Origin of the sequence: Streptomyces sp. NPDC058308, from assembly GCF_042880275.1 — a bacterium.
In the GTDB taxonomy this organism is placed as follows: Bacteria; Actinomycetota; Actinomycetes; order Streptomycetales; family Streptomycetaceae; genus Streptomyces.
In genome coordinates, this window is the sequence record NZ_JBHVZA010000012.1 from 53,429 (window position 1) to 73,196 (window position 19,768).

16 protein-coding genes are annotated in these 19,768 nt (G+C 71.9%); 12 read left to right on the forward strand and 4 right to left on the reverse strand.

What is annotated here, in order from left to right:
* Positions 1 to 59 precede the first annotated feature (59 nt).
* Positions 60 to 1,208, reverse strand: coding sequence for a mannosyltransferase family protein (locus tag ACFVYL_RS18085; protein ID WP_389716967.1), 1,149 nt, complete (start codon positions 1,206 to 1,208; stop codon positions 60 to 62).
* 230 nt (positions 1,209 to 1,438) lie between these two features.
* Here ACFVYL_RS18085 and ACFVYL_RS18090 point away from each other — a divergent pair, with 230 nt between their 5' ends.
* Complete coding sequence (locus ACFVYL_RS18090; protein ID WP_389716970.1) at positions 1,439 to 3,070, forward strand: MFS transporter; 1,632 nt, start codon at positions 1,439 to 1,441, stop codon at positions 3,068 to 3,070.
* Positions 3,071 to 3,250: 180 nt separating this feature from the next.
* Complete coding sequence (locus ACFVYL_RS18095) at positions 3,251 to 4,447, forward strand: acyl-CoA dehydrogenase family protein (RefSeq protein WP_389716972.1); 1,197 nt, start codon at positions 3,251 to 3,253, stop codon at positions 4,445 to 4,447.
* Positions 4,448 to 4,491: 44 nt separating this feature from the next.
* On the opposite strand, the gene ACFVYL_RS18100 is transcribed toward ACFVYL_RS18095, so the two are convergent.
* Positions 4,492 to 4,941, reverse strand: coding sequence for a cell division protein SepF (locus tag ACFVYL_RS18100; RefSeq protein WP_389716974.1), 450 nt, complete (start codon positions 4,939 to 4,941; stop codon positions 4,492 to 4,494).
* 292 nt (positions 4,942 to 5,233) lie between these two features.
* Here ACFVYL_RS18100 and ACFVYL_RS18105 point away from each other — a divergent pair, with 292 nt between their 5' ends.
* Positions 5,234 to 6,553, forward strand: a complete 1,320-nt coding sequence (locus ACFVYL_RS18105; RefSeq protein WP_389716977.1) for a DUF5685 family protein — start codon at positions 5,234 to 5,236, stop codon at positions 6,551 to 6,553.
* A gap of 45 nt (positions 6,554 to 6,598) precedes the next feature.
* Here the strand turns inward: ACFVYL_RS18105 and ACFVYL_RS18110 are convergent, their stop codons facing one another.
* Positions 6,599 to 7,558: a transporter substrate-binding domain-containing protein gene (locus ACFVYL_RS18110; protein ID WP_389716980.1), complete on the reverse strand. Its 960-nt coding sequence runs from the start codon at positions 7,556 to 7,558 to the stop codon at positions 6,599 to 6,601.
* Positions 7,559 to 8,098: 540 nt separating this feature from the next.
* Here ACFVYL_RS18110 and ACFVYL_RS18115 point away from each other — a divergent pair.
* The 9 genes from ACFVYL_RS18115 (at position 8,099) to ACFVYL_RS18155 (ending at position 18,496) form a co-directional block, all read left to right on the forward strand.
* Entirely contained in the window at positions 8,099 to 8,983 is an 885-nt protein-coding gene (locus tag ACFVYL_RS18115; protein WP_389716982.1) for an amino acid ABC transporter permease, read from the forward strand.
* Entirely contained in the window at positions 8,980 to 10,722 is a 1,743-nt protein-coding gene (locus ACFVYL_RS18120) for an FAD/NAD(P)-binding protein (RefSeq protein ID WP_389716985.1), read from the forward strand. The genes ACFVYL_RS18115 and ACFVYL_RS18120 overlap by 4 nt, the downstream gene beginning before the upstream one ends.
* 15 nt (positions 10,723 to 10,737) lie before the next feature.
* The gene (locus ACFVYL_RS18125; protein ID WP_389716988.1) at positions 10,738 to 11,526 is read left to right on the forward strand and encodes an amino acid ABC transporter ATP-binding protein; all 789 of its coding nucleotides are present in this window, start codon (positions 10,738 to 10,740) and stop codon (positions 11,524 to 11,526) included.
* 148 nt (positions 11,527 to 11,674) lie between these two features.
* Positions 11,675 to 12,757, forward strand: a complete 1,083-nt coding sequence (locus ACFVYL_RS18130; protein WP_389716991.1) for an LLM class flavin-dependent oxidoreductase — start codon at positions 11,675 to 11,677, stop codon at positions 12,755 to 12,757.
* Positions 12,754 to 14,055: an NtaA/DmoA family FMN-dependent monooxygenase gene (locus ACFVYL_RS18135; RefSeq protein WP_389716993.1), complete on the forward strand. Its 1,302-nt coding sequence runs from the start codon at positions 12,754 to 12,756 to the stop codon at positions 14,053 to 14,055. The genes ACFVYL_RS18130 and ACFVYL_RS18135 overlap by 4 nt, the downstream gene beginning before the upstream one ends.
* Positions 14,056 to 14,060: 5 nt before the next feature.
* Positions 14,061 to 14,885 (forward strand): DUF1684 domain-containing protein, encoded by an 825-nt coding sequence (locus ACFVYL_RS18140; protein ID WP_389716996.1) that lies wholly within the window; start codon positions 14,061 to 14,063, stop codon positions 14,883 to 14,885.
* 269 nt (positions 14,886 to 15,154) lie between these two features.
* Positions 15,155 to 16,054 carry a S1 family peptidase gene (locus ACFVYL_RS18145; protein ID WP_389716997.1) on the forward strand — a complete coding sequence of 300 codons (900 nt, stop codon included), beginning with the start codon at positions 15,155 to 15,157 and terminating at the stop codon, positions 16,052 to 16,054.
* A 198-nt stretch (positions 16,055 to 16,252) separates the two neighbouring features.
* The gene (locus ACFVYL_RS18150; protein ID WP_389716999.1) at positions 16,253 to 17,122 is read left to right on the forward strand and encodes a slipin family protein; all 870 of its coding nucleotides are present in this window, start codon (positions 16,253 to 16,255) and stop codon (positions 17,120 to 17,122) included.
* A 291-nt stretch (positions 17,123 to 17,413) separates the two neighbouring features.
* Positions 17,414 to 18,496, forward strand: a complete 1,083-nt coding sequence (locus ACFVYL_RS18155; protein WP_389717001.1) for a S1 family peptidase — start codon at positions 17,414 to 17,416, stop codon at positions 18,494 to 18,496.
* Positions 18,497 to 18,602: 106 nt separating this feature from the next.
* On the opposite strand, the gene ACFVYL_RS18160 is transcribed toward ACFVYL_RS18155, so the two are convergent.
* Complete coding sequence (locus ACFVYL_RS18160; protein WP_389717002.1) at positions 18,603 to 19,658, reverse strand: DUF3533 domain-containing protein; 1,056 nt, start codon at positions 19,656 to 19,658, stop codon at positions 18,603 to 18,605.
* Positions 19,659 to 19,768 lie beyond the last annotated feature (110 nt).

Consider the following 19,768-nt stretch of genomic DNA (forward strand, 5'->3'; position numbering starts at 1 on the left):
GTCCTGGTGCGGAATTTGGCGTCCGATCACCCGGGCCCGAAGAAATGATCATGACGTGATCAGGGCGGGCCCGAGCCGTGCAGCCAGAACGCCCCGTAGACCGCGCTCGCCACGGCCACGGACCCCAGGACCGGCGCCGACCTGGACGTACGCAGCCGGGCCAGCGCCACCGCGACCGGCAGCAGGAGCGGGAAGGCGGGCATCAGGAGCCGCGGCTTCGAGCCGAAGTAGCCGGCCGCGCAGAGCGCGAGCGCGACGACGATCCCGCTATAGACGAGCAGCGGCAGCGGCTGCTTCCCGCGTACGCCGATGACGTACAGCCAGACGACCAGGGCGACGCCGACGATGAGGCCGATCCCCGCGAGGGCGCCGGGGACGGAGGTGAACTTCTCCCCGACGAACCGCGCGAAGGCGTAGCCGAAGTCGAAGCCGTTGCCCCAGCCCGCCTGGACGTCGAGATAGCCGAGCAGGCCGTCGCCGGTGCGGTGGCCGACCCACAGCACATAGGCGGCGGCGCCGAGCGGGGCCAGGGCCACACCGAGGATCAGCCGCGGGTCCGCCCGCCGCTCGCGGTGGATCCGCACGGCCGCCGCCACCCAGATCGCGGCGACCACCGCGGCGCCCACCGGCCGGGTCAGCCCCGCGAAGGAGGCGAGCAGGCCCGCCGTCACCCACCGGCCGCGCAGCACCGCGTACAGCGACCAGGCGGCGAGCGCCGTGAACAAGGACTCGCTGTACGCCATCGACTGCACGATGCCGACCGGCAGGACCGCCCAGAGCGCGGCCGCGCAGATCCCCGCCCGGCGCCCGTGCAGGTGGTCGGCGATCGCGAAGATCCCGGCGGCGGCGAAGAGCGAAGCGAGCCAGCTCACCACCAGGCCCGCGTCCGCGTACGACAGCGGACCGACCGCGGAGACGAGCCGTTCCAGCCAGGGCAGCAGGGGGAAGAACGCGAGGTTCGAGTGGACGCTGCCGTCCGGAAGCGTCACCTCCCAGCCGTACCCGTGCTCGGCGACGCGGGTGTACCAGAGCGAGTCCCAGCGGGCGGAAAGCAGCGTGTGCGGGCTCTTGCCCGCCGCCGCGCCCCACGCCGCGAGCACGGCGAGACCCAGCGCGCGCACCCCGGCGTACACGAGGAGCGCGGGGGCCGCGCGGCGCAGCGCGCGGCCCGCCGGGGACGGCGAGAGGCGTCGATCAAGATCAGTCACGGGCTCGATTATCGGCCGTAGGGGGGATCGGACGCTCGCCCGGGGCGTGGCCGGAAGGCAGCGGCGTGGCGCACACCACACCGCATCCGTACAACCGTGAGAGGTCCGCCACGTGCCCCGGGCGTCCACTCGCGTACTCTGACGGCTCACTCGCCTTTGTCGGCGCCGCCGGAGCAGGGAGTTCACCTCCCGCAGGCCGCCGATGCGAGGGACCACTGGGAGGTACGCACATGTCCGGGACGACCACGGCCGCAACACCGCAGGGCCGTCGGGGATCCGGGGCCGGTGCCGGGGCCAACCGCTGGGTCGTGCTCGTCGTCCTCTGCGTGAGCCTGCTGCTCGTCGCCGTCGACGCCACCGTGCTGCACGTCGCGGTCCCCGCGGTCACCGAGGACCTCAAGCCCGGCGCGATCGAACTGCTGTGGATAGTCGACATCTATCCGCTCGTCTGCGCCTCGCTCCTCATCCTCTTCGGCACGCTCGGCGACCGCGTCGGCCGCAGGCGCGTCCTCCTCCTCGGCTACGCCCTCTTCGGCGTCGCCTCGGCGGTCGCGGCCCTCGCCGACAACGCGCAGGTCCTCATCGCCGCCCGGGCGCTGCTCGGCGTCGGCGGCGCGATGATTATGCCCGCGACCCTGTCGATCCTGCGCCAGGTCTTCCCCGACCGGCGGGAGCGGGCCGTCGCCATCGGACTCTGGAGTGCGGTGGCCGCGGTGGGCGCGGCCGTCGGTCCGCTGCTCGGCGGGTTCCTCCTGGAGCACTTCTGGTGGGGCTCGGTCTTCCTCATAAACATCCCGCTCATGCTGGTCAGTCTGCCCATCGGACGCCTGCTCCTGCCCGAGTCGACCGGCGGCAGGGACGGGCCGTGGGACGTGGTCGGCGCGCTGATGGCCGCCGGTGGGCTCTTCGGTCTCGTCCTCGGGGTGAAGCGGCTCGGCGGCGGGGAGTCGCCGTTCGGTCTCACCACCCTGCTCGCCCTCTTCGTGGGCGGCGCCCTGCTCGCGGGCTTCGTCCACCGACAGCGCCGTCGTACGTACCCGCTGGTCGATCTGTCGATGTTCGCGCGGCCCGCGTTCAGCACCTCGGTGGGCTGCATCGTCCTGGCCATGCTCGCTCTCGTGGGCCTGGAGCTGATCGCCGCGCAGTATCTGCAGCTCGTGCTCGGTCTCTCCCCGCTGGAGACGGGGCTGCGCCTGCTGCCCCTCACCATCGCCGCGATGGCCGCGGGCCTCGCCGGATCGAAGATGCTCAGCGGCCTCGGGCCGCGCACGATGGTCTGCTCGGGCTTCTGCCTCACCGCGCTCGCCGTGCTGCTCCTCACCGGCATGGGCGGCCACGCCAACGACGCGCTCCTCCTCGCCGGCTTCGTGCTGCTCGGCTTCGGCCTGGAGACCACGCTGTTCGGCGCGTACGAGTCGATGCTGAGCGAGGCTCCGCAGGCCCAGGCGGGCGGCGCCGCGGCGATCGGCGAGACCTCCTACCAGCTCGGCGCGGGCATCGGCATCGCGCTGCTCGGCAGCGTCATGAACGCCGCGTACGCGCCGGGTCTCTCGGCGGTGCGGGGGGTTCCGGCGGCGGACAGCGCGGCGGCGAGTCACTCGCTGGGCGAGGCGTACGAGGTCGCGGCGCGGCTCGGCGGGGGGTCGGGTGCGGCCCTGCGGGCCGCGGCGCGCGACTCCTTCGTGCACGGGTTGCATGTGACGTTGCTGGTCAGCGCCGGGTTGTTGCTGCTGGGCGCGGTGGCGGCGCTTCGGCTGCCGCGGGGCATGGAGTGCGGGGCGCCTGCGGCGCGGCTTGAGCACGGGGTTTCGGTGTCGCGGGACCCCGCGCGGGTCGGCGCCGGGTCGTCCGTGGACGTCTGAACCTCTCGGCGGCCAGGTTCTTCGGGTTCTTCGGGTGCGGGTTCTCTTCATCCGGCCGCACGGTTCCCCGCGCCCCTGAAAGGGCCCTGGACACTCTGGACGTGCGCCACACTGCCTGCGTAACGTCAGCGCGAGCCGTAGCTAACTACCACCGCTAGTTTTGTGTCGCCGGAGGCCCGCATGTCCGCAAGTGCCCGCACCCCTCTGCCGCCCTTCGACCCCGCCGACCCCCTCGGCATCGACGACCTCCTGGACCCGGAGGACCTCGCCATCCGGGACACCGTCCGCACCTGGGCGACCGACCGGGTCCTGCCGCACATCGCCGACTGGTACGAGCGGGGCGAGCTGCCCGGTATCCGGGAGCTGGCCCGTGAACTCGGCTCCATCGGGGCGCTCGGGATGTCCCTGGAGGGTTACGGCTGCGCCGGTGCCACCGCCGTGCAGTACGGGCTCGCCTGTCTGGAGCTGGAGGCGGCCGACTCCGGAATCCGCTCGCTCGTCTCCGTGCAGGGCTCCCTCGCCATGTATGCCATCCACCGCTTCGGATCCGAGGAGCAGAAGCAGCGCTGGCTGCCGGGCATGGCCGCCGGCGAGATCATCGGCTGCTTCGGCCTGACCGAACCGGACCACGGCTCCGACCCGGCGTCCATGCGGACGCACGCCAAGAAGGACGGGACGGACTGGATCCTCACCGGGCGCAAGATGTGGATCACGAACGGCTCCGTGGCCGGGGTCGCCGTGGTCTGGGCGCAGACCGACGAGGGCATCAGGGGATTCGTCGTCCCCACCGGCGCGCGGGGCTTCTCGGCGCCCGAGATCAAGCACAAGTGGTCGCTGCGCGCGAGCGTCACCAGTGAGCTGGTCCTCGACGAGGTGCGGCTGCCCGCGGACGCCGTCCTGCCCGAGGTCGTCGGCCTCAAGGGACCGCTGAGCTGTCTCTCCCACGCGCGCTACGGCATCGTCTGGGGATCCATGGGCGCGGCCCGCTCCTCCTTCGAGGCGGCCGTCGAGTACGCGAAGACCCGCGAGCAGTTCGACCGGCCCATCGGCGGCTTCCAGCTCACCCAGGCCAAGCTCGCCGACATGGCCCTCGAACTGCACAAGGGCATCCTGCTCGCCCACCACCTGGGGCGACGCCTGGACGCGGGCCGGCTCCGCCCCGAACAGATCAGCTTCGGCAAGCTCAACAACGCACGGGAGGCGATCGAGATCTGCCGCACGGCCAGGACGATCCTGGGCGCCAACGGGATCTCGCTCGAATACCCCGTCATGCGGCACGCGACGAACCTCGAGTCGGTGCTCACCTACGAGGGCACCACCGAGATGCATCAGCTGGTACTGGGCAAGGCGCTCACCGGTCTCGACGCCTTCCGGTGACCGGTCCGGGACCGTCCCGGGGCTTCCGGTGAGCGGCCCTGCCTCTAACTCTGGTTGAAGAAGCCGTCCGACGGGCGGCTCGCGGCCTCGCCGTTGACGATCTGGGTGTCTGCGGGGGTGAGCAGGAAGACCCGCGTCGCCACCCGCTCGATCGAACCGCGCAGGCCGAAGGTGAGGCCGGCCGCGAAGTCGACCACGCGCTTGGCATCGGTGGGCTCCATGGACGTGAGGTTCATGATGACCGGGACACCGTCCCGGAAGAGCTCACCGATGGCGCGCGCGTCCCGGAAGCTGTCCGGGGTCACGGTCCCGATCCGCCGCTCTTCCTCCCCGGCCGCCTCGGTCGCCACCCGCGCCCGCGGGTCGGTGACCCAGGCCTCCGGCTGGTCGGGCCCCTCAGCCCGGTCGTCTTCGTAGCCGTCGTCGTAGTAACGCTCGTTGTTGTCGTCGTCGACGAGGCCAAGCCAAGCACTCGCCTTGCGCACCGATCCCATGGACGCCTCCTCTCACAGCGGTTTCCCTGGATTCCGCATCCCTATCGTCGTCCATGATGCGGATGATGCGCCAAGTGGATAGTCGCCGCGCGGGGTTTTCGTGACGGTACTGGTGCAGAGTCAACACGTCGATGTGCGGTGCGCTCCAAGGGTCGTGCTGTGTACGGCTGCTGACTGTGAGTGAAATATGATTCTTCACGGCGTATGGGTGACGGCCGGTGCGTACGGGTGAACGGGGCCGTCGCTACGATGCGCGGAGTTGATCAAATCCAGGCCGCTCGGGGGAGTCGTCGTGTTCGGAATCGTCAGGCCCTGCAGCCATCGCCTCGGTGAAGGGCTCAAGACCCAGTGGATGGCCCATCTCTGCGGGCTCTGCCTCGCGCTGCGCAGTGATCACGGGCAGTTCGCCCGCGTCGTCACCAACTACGACGGGCTCATCATCTCGGTCCTGACGGAGGCTCAGGCCGAGCGTGCCACCGGGTGGCGGCGCACCGCGGGGCCCTGCCCGCTGCGCGGGATGCGGACCGCCTCCGTCGCCCGGGGCGAGGGGGCACGGCTCGCCGCCGCCGTCTCGCTGGTGCTCGCCTCGGCCAAGGTCCGCGACCATGTCGTCGACGGGGACGGGGTCCTGGCGCGCAGGCCGGTGGCCGTCGCCGCCCGGCGGGTGGCCCGGGGCTGGGACCGGGCGGGCGCGCGGACCGGCGCCGATGTGGGATTCGACACGGCGGTCCTGGTCGACGCCGTCGAACGGCAGGCCGGCGTCGAGGCCTTGGCGGGGCCCGGCACCTCCCTGCTCACGGTCACCGAGCCGACCGAGACCGCGACCGCGGCGGCCTTCGCGCACACCGCCGTGCTCGCCGGGCGGCCCGGCAACGCGGCGCCGCTCGCCGAGGCGGGCCGGCTCTTCGGCAGGCTCGCCCACCTGCTCGACGCCGTGGAGGACAGGGAAGCTGACGCCGCGTCGGGCGCGTGGAACCCGCTCACCGCGACCGGCACGTCCCTGGCGGAGGCCCGGCGCCTGGCCGACGACGCGCTGCACGGCATCAGGCTCGCGCTGCGCGACGCCGAATTCACCGACGGCAAGCTGGCGCACATGCTCCTCGCGCACGAGCTGACCAGGTCGGTCGACCGGGCCTTCGGGACGGACGGGTGCGGGCACGCGGGCCGGGTGACGGCGCATCAGGGCGGTTACGGGCCCGGTGCCGGTCCTGGCCCGGGCGCCGGTCCGGGTCCGGGTGCCGGTCCGGGTGCCTTCGGGCCGCCGCAGCAGGGTGGCCCGTACGGGGCGCAGAACCCCTACGGGGGCGGCAATCCGTACGGGGGCGGCGCGCCCGGCGGTCCGGGTGGTCCCGGCGGCCCGGGTGGACCCGGTGGCTTCGGCGGCGGGCCCGCCTTCGACCCGCAGCCCCCGAAGCCCGGCAAGCGCGGCTTCTGGACGGGGTGTGCCGTCGCCATCGGCCTCTGCTGCACCTGCAAGGTGTGCTGCGCAGACTCGTACGAGGGCCCCTGGTCGCGTAAGAAGCGCGAAGGCTGCTGCAACAACTGCGGCGACTGCGACTGCGGCTGCTGTGGCATCTGCGAGTGCTGCCAATGCTGTGACTGCGGGCTGTAGCCGGGTAGCCGGGTAGCCGGGGAGTCGGGGGCGCGTGACCGGGCGTCAGCTCCTGATCTCGGGGGGCGAGATCCGCGACTTCCCGATCGCGGAGCCCTGCGTGCCCCACTTCTTCAGGATGCGGTCGTACGTGCCGTCCTTGATGAGCCGGTTCACCGCCGCCCGGAACGCGGGCGCGAGCTCCGAACCCTTCTTGAAGGCGAAGCCGACATCGAGCCGCCGGTACTCGCCGAGGAGCTTCAGACCCTCCTGCTGCCGCACGGCATAGCGCAGGCCGTTGATGGTGGACATCACCACGTCGGCGCGGCCCTGCTGCAGCGCGGCCCAGAGCGCGCTCGGCTCGGCGTACGTCTTCACGCCGTACGGCTTCTCGCCCGCCTCCTGGCAGACGTGCTTGTTGTCCTCCAGCGTGACCTCGAACGTGGTGCCCGCCCCGGTCGCCACGTCCAGGCCGCACAGCTGCCGGAAGTCGGTGACCTTCTTCAGGCCGCTGTCCTCGCGGACGGCGAAGCCCTGGCCGTCGTTGATGTACGTGACGAAGTCGATGGACTTACGGCGCTCGTCGGTGACGCCGAAGTTGCCCGTGCCCAGGTCGTACTTGCCGCTGCCCAGAGCGGGCAGGATCGCCTCGAAGCTCGCCGGCTCGCGCTTCAGCTTCAGGCCGAGCACCTTGGCCGCCGCGTCCGCGAAGTCGATGTCCTGGCCGACGATCGTCCGGCCGTCCTCCAGATAGAGCGCGCCGGGCGGACTGCCGCCGACGGACGAGGCGACGGCGAGGGTGCCCCGCTCGCGTACGTCCGGGGGCAGCAGACGCGCAGCCGCCTCGTTCTTCCCGACCGAGGAGACGACGTCCGCGGTGGGGATCCCGCCGCTCTTTCCTGCGGGAGCCGCGCCGCCCGCGGTATTGGTCGCATCGCCCGATCCGCAGGCGGTCAGCGCGAGGGTGGCGGCGGTGATCAGGGCGAAGGCCGCCGGAATGCGGCGGGAAGGCGGGGGCGTGCTCATGGCGTGAGGATCTCCAGCTCGGCAGGGCAGGGCGAAGCGGACGTACGAGGGGAGGGGTGCCACCGCCCCGGCGTGCGGGGCGGCGGAGTGCGCGTGTGAAGGCGAGGGCAACGGCGTGCGGGCGCACGGCCGTCGGGAGACGGGCGCGGGGGCCGGCCCGGGCGGGGCAGGGAGCGGCTCAGCGGAAGCGGAGCGGCTCTGCGGGTTCTCCGGGTGTGGATCGCGTGGCACGCGCGAAAGGCGCGGTGCACGCGGGAGGCGCAGGGGGCCGGCTCAGGAGGAGATCAACAGGACGCCGACCACACGCGACCGAAGTCGATGTGGGAGCGCGTGACCAGCCACTGCTGCGGATGCATGGGCCAAGTGGAACAGGCATCCGTTTTCGCGTCAACTGCCGTGAGACGCAAGGCTCATATCCTGGACAGCCTTGACAGCGCATGCGAAGCGCCACGTAATGTCGACGGCGGATCGTGCTGAGGGGCTCGGTCCGTGTGAAGGCGTCACCCGTGTTCGATCTTCTGTATCCACGGAGCCTTCCGCATGCCTTCCGGCACTTTCGCCCCGTCCGACACCCTCACCAAAGCGCCGAGCGCCCCTCCTTCCCGGGACCCGTCAGAGCTCCCCGACGCGCCGCGCATCGTGCCCCGGCCCCGCGTGGGTCAGTGGGCCGCGGCCGTCGCCGTCCTGGCCCTGCTCGCGCTCGCCGTCAACTCCGTCGTACGCAATGAGGCGTTCCAGTGGGACGTCGTCGCCGAGTACTTCACCTCGGCATCGGTCCTGCGCGGTCTCGGGCTCACGCTCTGGCTGACCGCCCTCGTCATGGCGCTTGGCTTCGCGCTCGGCGCGCTGCTCGCCATGGCCAGGCTATCCGCCAACCCCGTACTGAGGGCGGTGAGTTGGGCGTACGTCTGGTTCTTCAGGTCGATGCCGATCCTGGTGCAGCTGCTCTTCTGGTTCAACATCGGGGCGCTGTACCCGCAGGTGTTCGGCGTGAAGACGGTGGATCTGCTCGGCCCGGTCACCATCGCCGTCATCGGTCTCACCCTGCACGAGGCCGCCTACGCCGCCGAGGTGGTGCGCGGCGGGATCCTCTCCGTCGACCGAGGCCAGATCGAGGCCGCGCAGTCGCTCGGGCTCGGGCGGTGGCGCAGATGGCGCCGGATCGTGCTGCCGCAGGCCATGCGGTCCATCGTGCCGCCGGCCGGGAACATGCTGATCGGCACCCTCAAGGGCACCTCGATCGTCTCCGTCATCGCCGTGCAGGACCTGCTCTACTCCGTCCAGCTCGTCTACCACCGCACCTACCAGGTCATCCCGCTGCTCATGGTCGCCACCCTCTGGTACGTCGTGGTCACCTCGGTGCTCAGCGTCGGCCAGTACTACGTCGAACGGCACTACGCGCGCGGGTCGGAGCGGGCGCGATGAGGCACTCCCTTGTGGTCGTGGGTGCCGGGCCGCGCGCCACCGGCATCCTGGAGCGCATCGCCGCCAACGCGACCGAGCTGTACCGGGGTCCGGGCCTCGACATCCATCTCGTCGACCCGTACCCGCCGGGCCCCGGGCGCGTCTGGCGCCACGACCAGTCGCCGCTGCTCTGGATGAACTCGCAGGCCCAGGACGTCACGATGTTCACCGACGAGACGGTGGAGGTGGCGGGGCCCGTCCTGCCGGGACCCGCCCTGCACGAGTGGACCGGGCGCGACGGGCGGACCTTCCTCAGCCGCCGCGAGCAGAGCGGCTATCTGCGCTGGGTGTACGAGAAGGCCGTCGCCGCCGTGGCGCCCCATGCCACCGTCCGCCATCACCGGCGCCAGGCGCTGCGCGTCACCGGGGCGCGCGACGGCCGTCAGGAGGTGATCCTCGACGGCGGTGACAGCCCTCTCGTCGCCGACCTCGTCATCCTCGCCCAAGGGCACCTGGACGCCGAACCCGAGCCCGAGCAGGCTGAGTTGGCCGCGTACGCCGAGCGGCACGAACTCGTGCACCTGCCGCCCGACTTCACCGCGGACAGCGACCTGTCGCGGCTCGCGCCCGCTGAACCGGTCATCGTGCGCGGCCTCGGACTCGCCTTCGTCGACCTGATGGTGCTGCTCACCGAGGGGCGCGGCGGGCGGTACGAGGGGGAGACGTACGTGCCGTCCGGGCGCGAGCCGGTGTTGTTCGTCGGCTCACGGCGCGGCGTCCCCTACCACTCCAAGATCGGCTACGGCTGGGAGGGCGAACGCCCGCCGCTGCCCCGGTACTTGGGCCCTGCCGAGATCGACGCGCTCCTCGCGCGGCCCGACGGATTCGACTTCCGCAGGGACGTCTGGCCGCTCATCGAGAAGGAGCTCGGCTTCGCCCACTACCACCGCCTGTTCACCGCGCACCCGGAGCGGACCGCGACGGCCTGGACGGACTTCGACGAGAAGTACGGGGCCTGCCCGCCCGGCAGCCCCGAACTGGACGCCCTCATCGCCTCCGCCGTGCCCGACCCCGCCGACCGGCTCGACCTCGCGGCGCTCGACCGCCCCCTTGCCGGGGTGCGCCACACCTCGCATGAGGAACTGCAGGACGGGCTGCGCGGCCGGGTCGCCGCCGACCTCGCGCGCAGGCACGACCCCCGGCACAGCGCCGACCTCGCCGTCTTCCTCGGACTGCTCTCCGTCTACGGGCAGGTGGTCCGGCTCGGCGATGTGGGGACGTGGTGGCACGGCTTCTTCAGCTTCCTCGCGTCGGGGCCGCCCGGACCACGGCTGCGGCAACTGCTCGCCCTCTCGCGCGCCGGGGTCGTACGGTTCCTCGGCGCGGACGTCCGGGTGAGCGCCGAGGGCGGTGTGTTCCGTGCCGAGAGCCCGACCCTGCCAGGCCACGTCACCGAGGCCCGCGCCCTCGTCGAGGCGCGCCTTCCACAGCCCACCCTCGCCCGCACCCGCGACCCGCTCCTTCGGGCCCTGCACGCCGAGGGGGCCGCGTCGACCGGTGCGGGACTCCTCGCCGTCGACCCCGCCGACGGACGGGTGCTCGACCGTGCGGGCGTGCCGCATCCGCGCCGTTTCGCGCTCGGTCCGCACACCGACGCGCGCGGCGCCGGGGCGTTCACCCGGCCGCGGACCAACAGCCCCACCTTCCGGCAGAACGACGCCACGGCCCGCGCCGTACTCGACTTCCTGCGCACCTCCTGAGCCCCGAGGAACCCCATGGTCACGTCCACTTCACCGATCGCCCCTTCCCCCATGGTCGAACTGCGCGCCGTGCGCAAGTCGTTCGGGCCCCTCGAAGTACTGAAGGGCGTCGACCTCCGGGTCGGCAGGGGCGAGGTCACCGTCGTCCTCGGCCCCTCGGGATCCGGCAAGTCCACGCTCCTGCGCACCATCAACCACCTGGAGAAGGCCGACGGGGGCTGGGTCGCCGTCGACGGCTCGCTCGTCGGCCGCCGACGGTCCGGCGACAAGCTGTACGAGCTGCCCGAACGCGAGGTGCTCAAGCAGCGCACCCGGATCGGCTTCGTCTTCCAGAACTTCCACCTCTTCCCGCATCTGACCGTCCTGGAGAACGTCGTCGAGGCGCCGGTCTCCGCCCTCAAACGCCCGCGCGCCGCCGCGACGCGGGCCGCGCGGACGCTCCTGGACCGGGTCGGTCTCGCCGAGAAGGCGGACGCCTATCCCGGGCAGCTCTCCGGCGGACAGCAGCAGCGCGTCGCCATCGCCCGCGCGCTCGCCCTGGAGCCGAAGCTGCTGCTCTTCGACGAGCCGACATCGGCGCTCGACCCCGAACTGGTCGGCGAGGTGCTCGACGTCATCAAGAAGCTGGCCCGGCAGGGCACCACGATGATTGTCGTCACCCACGAGATCGGCTTCGCCCGCGAGGTGGCCGACACCGTCGTCTTCATGGACGACGGGCGCGTCGTCGAACAGGGCGCCCCCGCCGACGTACTCGACAGGCCGCGGCACGACCGCACCCGCGCCTTCCTCTCCAAGGTCCTGTGAACCTCCGGGTCCTGTGAACCTCCGGGTCCTGTGAACCTCCGGGTCCTGTGAACTTCCGGGTCCTGTGAACCTCCGGGTCCTGTGAACCTCCGGGTTCTGTGAGTCCTCCCGAGCCGTACCCCCATCGCATCGCAGAAAGGTTCAGCCGATGACCAACCCAGGAACCGGCCGTGGCCCCCTCCACCTCGCCGCCGCCATCGACCTCCCCGGTGTGTACCGGGCCGACTCCTACGCCGATCTCGCGCTGCTCGCCGAGCGCGGGGCGCTGGACTTCGTGACGCTCAAGGACTCCTTCGCGCGGCCCGGTCCCGACGCGCTCGCCGTCGCCGCGAGGATCGCGCCCGGCACCGGACGCATCGGGCTCGTACCGACCGTCACCACCACGCACACCGAGCCGTTCCACGTACAGGCCGCCGTCGCCACCCTCGACTGGGTCAGCCACGGTCGGGCCGGCTGGCAGATCGACGTGTCGACGACCGAGGCCGAGGCCCGGCTCTTCGGGCGGCGCGGGGCCGCGCCGCGCGAGGAGCTGTGGCACGAGGCCGGTGAGGTCGCCGAGGCCGCCGCCCGGCTCTGGGACAGCTGGGAGGACGACGCGGAGATACGGGACGTGGCCACCGGCCGCTTCATCGACCGGGACAGACTGCACTACGTCGACTTCGAGGGGCGCACCTTCTCGGTGCGGGGCCCGTCCATCGTGCCCCGGCCACCCCAGGGTCACCCGGTGCGGGTCGTCGACGCGACGGCGCCGCAGGCCCGGGAGACCGCCGCCCGGCACGCGGACGTCGCCCTCGTGCGCACCTCGTCCGCCGCGCGGGCCGGCGCCGCGCGGTCCGAACTGCGGGGCCTGGCGGCGCGGTTCGGGCGCGACCCGCAGACGCTGCGGGTGTTCGCCGCCCTCGACGTCGACCTCGGCGGCGGGGAGCACGCCGCGGAGCCGGGGCACGGCGGCGGACCCCTGCCCACCGCCGAGGGGCCCGCCTACCGGGGCGGCCCCGTCGACCTGGCCGAGCTGATCACCGGCTGGCACCGCGCGGGCACCGTCGACGGCTTCCACCTCACCCCCGTCGAGCCGCGCCGCGACCTGGAACGGCTGGTCAACGGCACCGTCGCGCTGCTCCAGCACCGCGGCCTGTTCCGCACCTTCTATCCGGGCAGCACCCTGCGGGAGCATTTGGGGCTCGCCCGGCCGGCCAACCAGTACGCCGCGCTCGCGGGGGTGCTCTCATGACGCGCGCCCCCCGCCAGATCCACCTGGCCGCCCACTTCCCCGGCGTCAACAGCACCACGGTCTGGTCCGACCCCAGGTCCCGCTCGCACATCGACTTCTCGTCCTTCGCCTCGCTCGCCCGCACCGCCGAACGCGGCCTCTTCGACTTCTTCTTCCTCGCCGAGGGACTGCGCCTGCGCGAGCACAAGGGGCGGATCCACGACCTCGACGTGGTCGGGCGGCCCGAGTCGCTGACCGTCCTGACCGCACTCGCCGCCGTCACCGAGCGGCTCGGCCTCGCGGGCACCGTCAACGCCACCTTCAACGAGCCCTTCGAACTGGCCCGCAGGTTCGCCTCGTTGGACCATCTGAGCGAGGGCCGTGCCGCCTGGAACGTGGTCACCACCTCGGACGCCTTCACCGGCGAGAACTTCCGCAGGGGCGGTTACCTCGACCGCGCCGACCGGTACACGCGCGCCGCCGAGTTCCTGGCGACGGCGCGTGAACTGTGGGACTCCTGGACGCCGGACGGCCGCCCGCGGCCCTTCGCGCACCACGGGCGGCACTTCGCGATCGAGGGCGAATTCACCGTGGCGCGCTCCCCGCAGGGGCACCCCGTCGTGATCCAGGCGGGGGACTCGCCGGAGGGCCGGGAGTTCGCCGCGTCGGCGGCCGACGTGATCTTCACCCGGCACGGCACCCCGGAGGCGGGCCGCGCCTTCTACGCCGACGTCAAGGGCCGCCTCGCACGGTACGGGCGCTCCGCCGACGACCTGAAGATCATGCCCGGGGTCACCTACGTGCTCGGCGACACCGCGGCCGAGGCGCAGGAGAAGGCCGCCGAGATCCGCCGCAGGCAGGTCACCCCGCAGAACGCGATCCTCGCCCTGGAGCAGGTCTGGGGCGTGGACCTCTCCGCGTACGACCCGGACGGGCCGCTCCCGGTCATCGACCCGGACCCCGAGTCCGAACTGGTCCAGGGCCGTGTGAAGATCACCGACCGGCTCGCCGTCGCCGCGAAGTGGCGGGCCCTCTCCGAGGCCAAGGGGCTCTCCATCCGCCAGACCGTCATCGAGACCACGGCCCGCCAGTCCTTCATCGGCACCCCGGACGCGGTCGCCGCCGAACTGACTCAGGCGGTGCGCACCGAAGCCGCCGACGGTTTCATCCTCGTGCCGCACCTCACCCCCGGCGGGCTCGACGACTTCGTCGAGCAGGTGGTGCCGCTGCTCCAGGAACGCGGCGCGTACCGCACGCAATACCGGGGCGCGACGCTGCGCTCGCACCTCGGGCTGCGCGAGCCGGTATGGAAGGGTTGACCGGTATGAGCACCGAGCACACCGAGCACCCCTCCGACGGCCGGACCGCGGACGCCGTGCGGGACTGGAAGCACTGGCACGAGCAGCGGACGGAGACGGTGTCGGCCCCCTACGGGCCGCTCTCCCTCACCGGCACGCACTGGCTCGTGGACCATCCGGACGGGCACCTTCCGGGCATCCCCGGGCGCTGGGCCGAGACGACCGAGGCCCTCGTCCTGACGGCGGGCCCCGACACGGGCCTGACCGTCGACGGCCGGCCGCCGGCCGGCGAGGTGCGCCTCGGCGCCGACAGCGGCCCGGTCGACGCCGCCCGCGTCGCGCACGGCAGGCGCCGCCTCGTCGTCATGCGGCGCGAAGGCCTGTGGGCCGTACGCGACTTCGACCCGGACGCCACCGCGCGCCGCGTCTTCCGGGGCATCGAGGCCACCCCGTACGACACCCGCTGGGCCGTGCCCGGGCGCTTCACCCCGTTCGGCGAGGACCGCACCGTCCGGGTCGCCAACGCGGACGGCAAGGAGCGCGGCCTCGGCCTCGACGGCGAACTCTCCTTCCGGCTCGGGGGAGTCGAGCACACGCTCCAGGTGAGCGTGGAGGGCGACGGGTCGCTGTGGGCCGTCTTCGCGGACGCCACCAGCGGCACGTCCAGCTACCGCTTCCGCTTCCTGCGGCCCGCCGCGCCCGGCGCCGACGGCCGCACCACCGTCGACTTCAACCGCGCGCTGCTGCCTCCGTGCGCCTTCGCCGACCACTTCATCTGTCCCTTCCCGCCGCCCGGCAACACCCTGGTCACGGAGATCGCGGCGGGAGAACGGAACCTTCGCGACCGCTGAGACGTCAGAGCATGCGGACGTAGGGGCACGCGGACGTCACAGCACGGCCGGCCCCGGTGGCGTACGACAGGTACGAGACCCACCGGGGCTGGCTGGCATGTACCGCCGGCGGCCGAAAGGCGCCCTTGTGCGGCCGGTGCCCGCCCCCAATACTCCCGAGCAGCGCTTGTCAGGAGCACGGCGTATCCGGAACCCGGACTTGCTCTTTGGCTGCGCCTCACGGGTCTTCAACCCACAAGGACCCACTGACTTCCCTCGGGAGGAACTACGTGAGGAACAGGCGCACCATCCCCCACAGTGGCATAGCAAGACACACCCGTCTGCTGGCCGTGGCCACCGGGCTCGTGGCCGCCGGGGCGCTCGCCGTGCCCGCGGCCAACGCGCGGGACGGCATGGAGACCCTCAGCACGGCACAGCTGGAGCAGGCCAGCGACGCCGTGCTCGGCGCCGATGTCGCGGGCACCGCCTGGGGCATCGACGCGAAGACCAAGCAGGTCGTCGTCACCGCCGACAGCACGGTCTCCGCGTCCGAGATCGCCGAGCTGAAGGCCGCGGCAGGGGCCGACGCACTGAGGATCGAGCGCACCCCCGGCACGTTCCGGAAGTACATCTCCGGCGGCGACGCCATCTACGCGGACAACTGGCGCTGCTCGCTCGGCTTCAACGTCCGCAACAGCGCCGGTGCCTACTACTTCCTGACCGCGGGGCACTGCACCGACGGCGCGGGCACCTGGTGGGCCAACTCGGCGAAGACCACCGTGCTCGGCACCACGTCGGGCTCCAGCTTCCCGACCAACGACTACGGCATCGTCCGGTACACCAACAACTCGATCACCAAGTCCGGCACCGTGGGCAGCCAGGACATCACCCGGGCCGCCGACCCGACCGTCGGCCAGACCGTCACCCGGCGCGGCTCCACGACCGGCACGCACAGCGGCCGGGTCACCGCCCTGAACCAGACCGTCAACTACGGCGGCGGCGATGTCGTCTACGGCATGATCAAGACCACGGTCTGCGCCGAGCCGGGCGACAGCGGCGGTCCGCTGTACGCGGGCTCCACGGCGCTGGGTCTGACCTCCGGCGGCAGCGGCAACTGCTCCTCGGGCGGTACGACCTTCTTCCAGCCCGTCACCGAGGCCCTGCGCGCGTACAGCGTCAGCGTCTACTGAAACCCGCTGAAACCCGCGTGAACGGCACCTGAGACCGCAGCCAGCGGGTGAGCCCCCGTCCGGACTCCGGGCGGGGGCTCACCACTGCCCGGTCCTGAAAGCGCTCCCGTCACCCGTCGCCCTCTCCCCATGTGTCCGAACCGGCGTTACCTTCGAAGAGCACACCCAACACGCCCAATTCGGACCCTGGGGGCCGGCATGGTCGAGGAGCTGGTGGCGGTGGGGGCGACCCTCGGGACCGTCGGGGTGGTCTACGCGATGGCGGCGGCGCGCGTCGTCAAGCAGTACGAGCGGGGTGTGGTGCTGCGCCTGGGCAAGCTCCAGCACTCCGTGCGTGGCCCCGGCTTGACCATGGTGGTCCCCGGTATCGACCGGTTGCGCAAGGTCAACATGCAGATCGTGACGATGCCGGTGCCCGCGCAGGACGGCATCACCCGGGACAACGTCACGGTCCGGGTGGACGCGGTCATCTACTTCAAGGTGGTCGACGCGGCCGAGGCGGTCGTGCAGGTGGAGGACTACCGGTTCGCGGTCTCGCAGATGGCGCAGACCTCGCTGCGTTCCATCATCGGCAAGAGCGATCTGGACGACCTGCTGTCCAACCGCGAAAAGCTCAACCAGGGCCTGGAGTTGATGATCGACTCCCCGGCCATCGGCTGGGGCGTGCAGATCGACCGCGTCGAGATCAAGGACGTCTCCCTGCCCGAGACGATGAAGCGGTCCATGGCCCGCCAGGCCGAGGCCGACCGCGAGCGGCGGGCCCGCGTCATCAACGCCGACGCCGAACTCCAGGCCTCCAAGAAGCTCGCCGAGGCCGCGCACGTGATGTCCGAGGAGCCCGCCGCCCTCCAACTCCGCCTCCTGCAGACCGTGGTGGCCGTTGCCGCCGAGAAGAACTCCACCCTCGTCCTGCCCTTCCCCGTCGAACTGCTCCGCTTCCTGGAACGCGCCCAGCAGCCGACGCCCGCCCAGCAGCCGGCGCCCGCGAAGCTGCCGGAATCCGCGGCGCGGGACGCGGAAGCCGGGAATCCGGGCCCCTCCGCAGGGGCGAGAACCGGACAGGACTAGTCCTCACAGGCTGACGATCGTTCCTCGCGCGCGGTGTTTGCAGCGGGGACCGACGTGGTGGGACCGCCTCGTCCGGCGCACGCGGGCGCGCGAGCGTTTCCCGTGCGCGCGTCCGGAAGTAGACCTTGTGTGCGACCTGAGGGCATCGGGATAGTGGGCCAGGCCAAATTGGCATGGACGCGGCTTCTTTAGCGTGGCGACTCCGTGCCGCGTAAGCCTTGCGGTCCGTCAGGCCCCCACGCCGGACGGGCCGTTCCCCCCACAGGAGCCCCCCACAGGAGGTCGTGAGCTTTGAAGCACCGACGCATACCCAAGCGCCGTGCCGCCGTGGCAGGCGCGGGCATCGCCGCGCTGGTCGCCGCGGGAATCACCTTCCAGAGTGCGAACGCGAGCGAGAACTCCCCGGCCCCCACGCCGGACACCCTCTCCGTGGCGAAGGCCGGAAAGCTCGCCTCGGCCCTCGGCAAGGACCTCGGCGCGGACGCCGCGGGAACGTACTACGACGCCAAGGCCAAGTCCCTCGTCGTGAACGTGCTGAGCAAGAGCGCGGCGGACGCGGTCGAGTCGGCGGGCGGCAAGGCGAGAATCGTCGAGAATTCCCTGGCCGAGCTGAAGAGCGCCCGCACCACGCTCGACGACGAGGCGGCCGTGCCCGGCACCTCGTGGGCGATGGACCCGGCGACCAACAAGGTGGTCGTCACGGCGGACCGCACGGTCGAGGGAGCCGCGCTCGACAAGGTCGACGCGATCGTGAAGAAGCTCGGCGGCAAGGCCGAACTCAAGCGGAGCAAGGGCGAGTACAAGGCCTTCCTCGCCGGCGGCGACGCGATCTGGGGGAGCGGCTCGCGCTGTTCGCTCGGCTTCAACGTCGTCAAGGGCGGCGAGCCGTACTTCCTGACGGCCGGCCACTGCGGCAACGCGGTCAAGAGCTGGTCCGACTCGCAGGGCGGCGGTGAGATCGGCGCCACGGAGGAGTCGAGCTTCCCGGACAACGACTACGCCCTCGTGAAGTACACGGCCGACACCCCGCACCCCAGCGAGGTGAACCTCTACAACGGCAGCTCCCAGGCGATCAGCAAGGCCGGGGACGCCACGGTCGGCCAGCAGGTGACGCGCAGCGGCAGCACCACGCAGGTCCACGACGGTGAGGTCACCGCGCTCGACGCCACGGTGAACTACCAGGAAGGGCAGGTCCACGGCCTGATCCAGACCACGGTCTGCGCCGAGCCCGGCGACAGCGGCGGCGCGCTCTTCGCCGGTGACACCGCGCTGGGTCTCACCTCGGGCGGCAGCGGTGACTGCTCCGCGGGCGGCGAGACGTTCTTCCAGCCGGTGCCGGAGGCATTGTCGGCGTACGGTGCGGAAATCGGCTGAGCCTGACCGGAAGTTTCCGCCCCGCCCCCGCGAAATGTGGGGGCGGGGCTTTTTCCCTGGCGGGCCGCTCCCATGGCGACGGCCCCGGCGAGCGGGCGGACGTGGGTCAGCCGATGCCCCCGATGCCCCTGCCGTAGCTCGTGCCGCTGAGGTCGATCGAGCTGCTGTGCGGTGTCCTGCGGCGGGCGGACAGGGCGATGGTGACGACGACGCCGACGACGGCCCAGGCGGAGAGGACGAGGAGCTCCCGGGTGATCGAGTTGCCTTCGAAGTACGCGATGGAGCGGGCCACCCAGGTGCCGGCGCCCGGCGGCAGCCAGGGGCCGATCGCCTGCCAGAAGGGCGGCAGCATCGGCAGCGGGAAGGCGCCGCCGGCGCTCGGGTTGCCGCCGATGACGATGAGGAGGACGGCCAGGCCGATGCCCACGATGCCGGTGAGCGCCTGCAGGGCGAGCGTGATCGCGCCGACTCCGAAGATCACCAGGGCGCCGAGGCCGCTCAGGCCCAGGAAGCTGCCGGGCAGGGCGCCGAGGATCGGCCCGATGATGACCGCGCCGCCGAGTCCGCCGACGATCGAGTAGAGCGCCATGGTGCCGAGCCTGATGACCGCGCGCGGCACGTTGGCGGCGCGGGAGCCCGCGCTGATCGCGAGGATCGACGCGCACAGGTAGCCGCCGACGCACCAGCCGACGACCAGGTAGAAGGACGAGAGGCCGTTGAAGTCCTGCCCGGAGGCGGGGGCCACGTCGTCGGTCTTCACCGTGCGCTTCTGGGCCGCGTCGACCTCGGAGACGAGCTCGGTGAGGGTCCTGGAGAGGGCGGTGCCGCCGCCGGACGCGACCAGGAGGGTGTCGTTCGTGCCCTTCGGGTCGACGAGCAGGGCGCCGTCGATGTCGCGGTTCATGATCTGGCGGCGGGCCGTGGCCTCGTCCTTGAGGACACGGGGGTCGAGCGGTTCGCCGGAGAGCTTCTTCAGACGGTCGGCCGTCTGCTCGGCCGCGGGACCCGGGGCGACCACTGCGAAGGACACGTCCTTGGGTTTCGGATGGTGCAGGGCCCCTACGTAGGAGGCGATGAACAGCAGCTGCAGGGCGAGTACGCCGATGACGAGCAGGGCTGCTCGCGGGGTGACGGCGCTCTTGAATTCGTCGGCGAAGCTCATGTCTCAACGCTCGGGGGCCGCGGTCGTTCTCGCAGGTGGGATGGGCCGAACGGACGACAGGGGGAGCCGGGGCAGCCCTCGATCATGAATCGAACGTATGTGTCGTACGT

Coding starts and splice junctions, on each gene's coding strand:
- ACFVYL_RS18100 (WP_389716974.1), bottom strand. CDS start 4,941: ATGGGATCGGTGCGCAAGGCGAGTGCTTGGCTTGGCCTCGTCGACGAC.
- ACFVYL_RS18110 (WP_389716980.1), bottom strand. CDS start 7,558: ATGAGCACGCCCCCGCCTTCCCGCCGCATTCCGGCGGCCTTCGCCCTG.
- ACFVYL_RS18120 (WP_389716985.1), top strand. CDS start 8,980: ATGAGGCACTCCCTTGTGGTCGTGGGTGCCGGGCCGCGCGCCACCGGC.
- ACFVYL_RS18115 (WP_389716982.1), top strand. CDS start 8,099: ATGCCTTCCGGCACTTTCGCCCCGTCCGACACCCTCACCAAAGCGCCG.
- ACFVYL_RS18160 (WP_389717002.1), bottom strand. CDS start 19,658: ATGAGCTTCGCCGACGAATTCAAGAGCGCCGTCACCCCGCGAGCAGCC.
- ACFVYL_RS18125 (WP_389716988.1), top strand. CDS start 10,738: ATGGTCACGTCCACTTCACCGATCGCCCCTTCCCCCATGGTCGAACTG.
- ACFVYL_RS18090 (WP_389716970.1), top strand. CDS start 1,439: ATGTCCGGGACGACCACGGCCGCAACACCGCAGGGCCGTCGGGGATCC.
- ACFVYL_RS18135 (WP_389716993.1), top strand. CDS start 12,754: ATGACGCGCGCCCCCCGCCAGATCCACCTGGCCGCCCACTTCCCCGGC.
- ACFVYL_RS18130 (WP_389716991.1), top strand. CDS start 11,675: ATGACCAACCCAGGAACCGGCCGTGGCCCCCTCCACCTCGCCGCCGCC.
- ACFVYL_RS18150 (WP_389716999.1), top strand. CDS start 16,253: ATGGTCGAGGAGCTGGTGGCGGTGGGGGCGACCCTCGGGACCGTCGGG.
- ACFVYL_RS18140 (WP_389716996.1), top strand. CDS start 14,061: ATGAGCACCGAGCACACCGAGCACCCCTCCGACGGCCGGACCGCGGAC.
- ACFVYL_RS18095 (WP_389716972.1), top strand. CDS start 3,251: ATGTCCGCAAGTGCCCGCACCCCTCTGCCGCCCTTCGACCCCGCCGAC.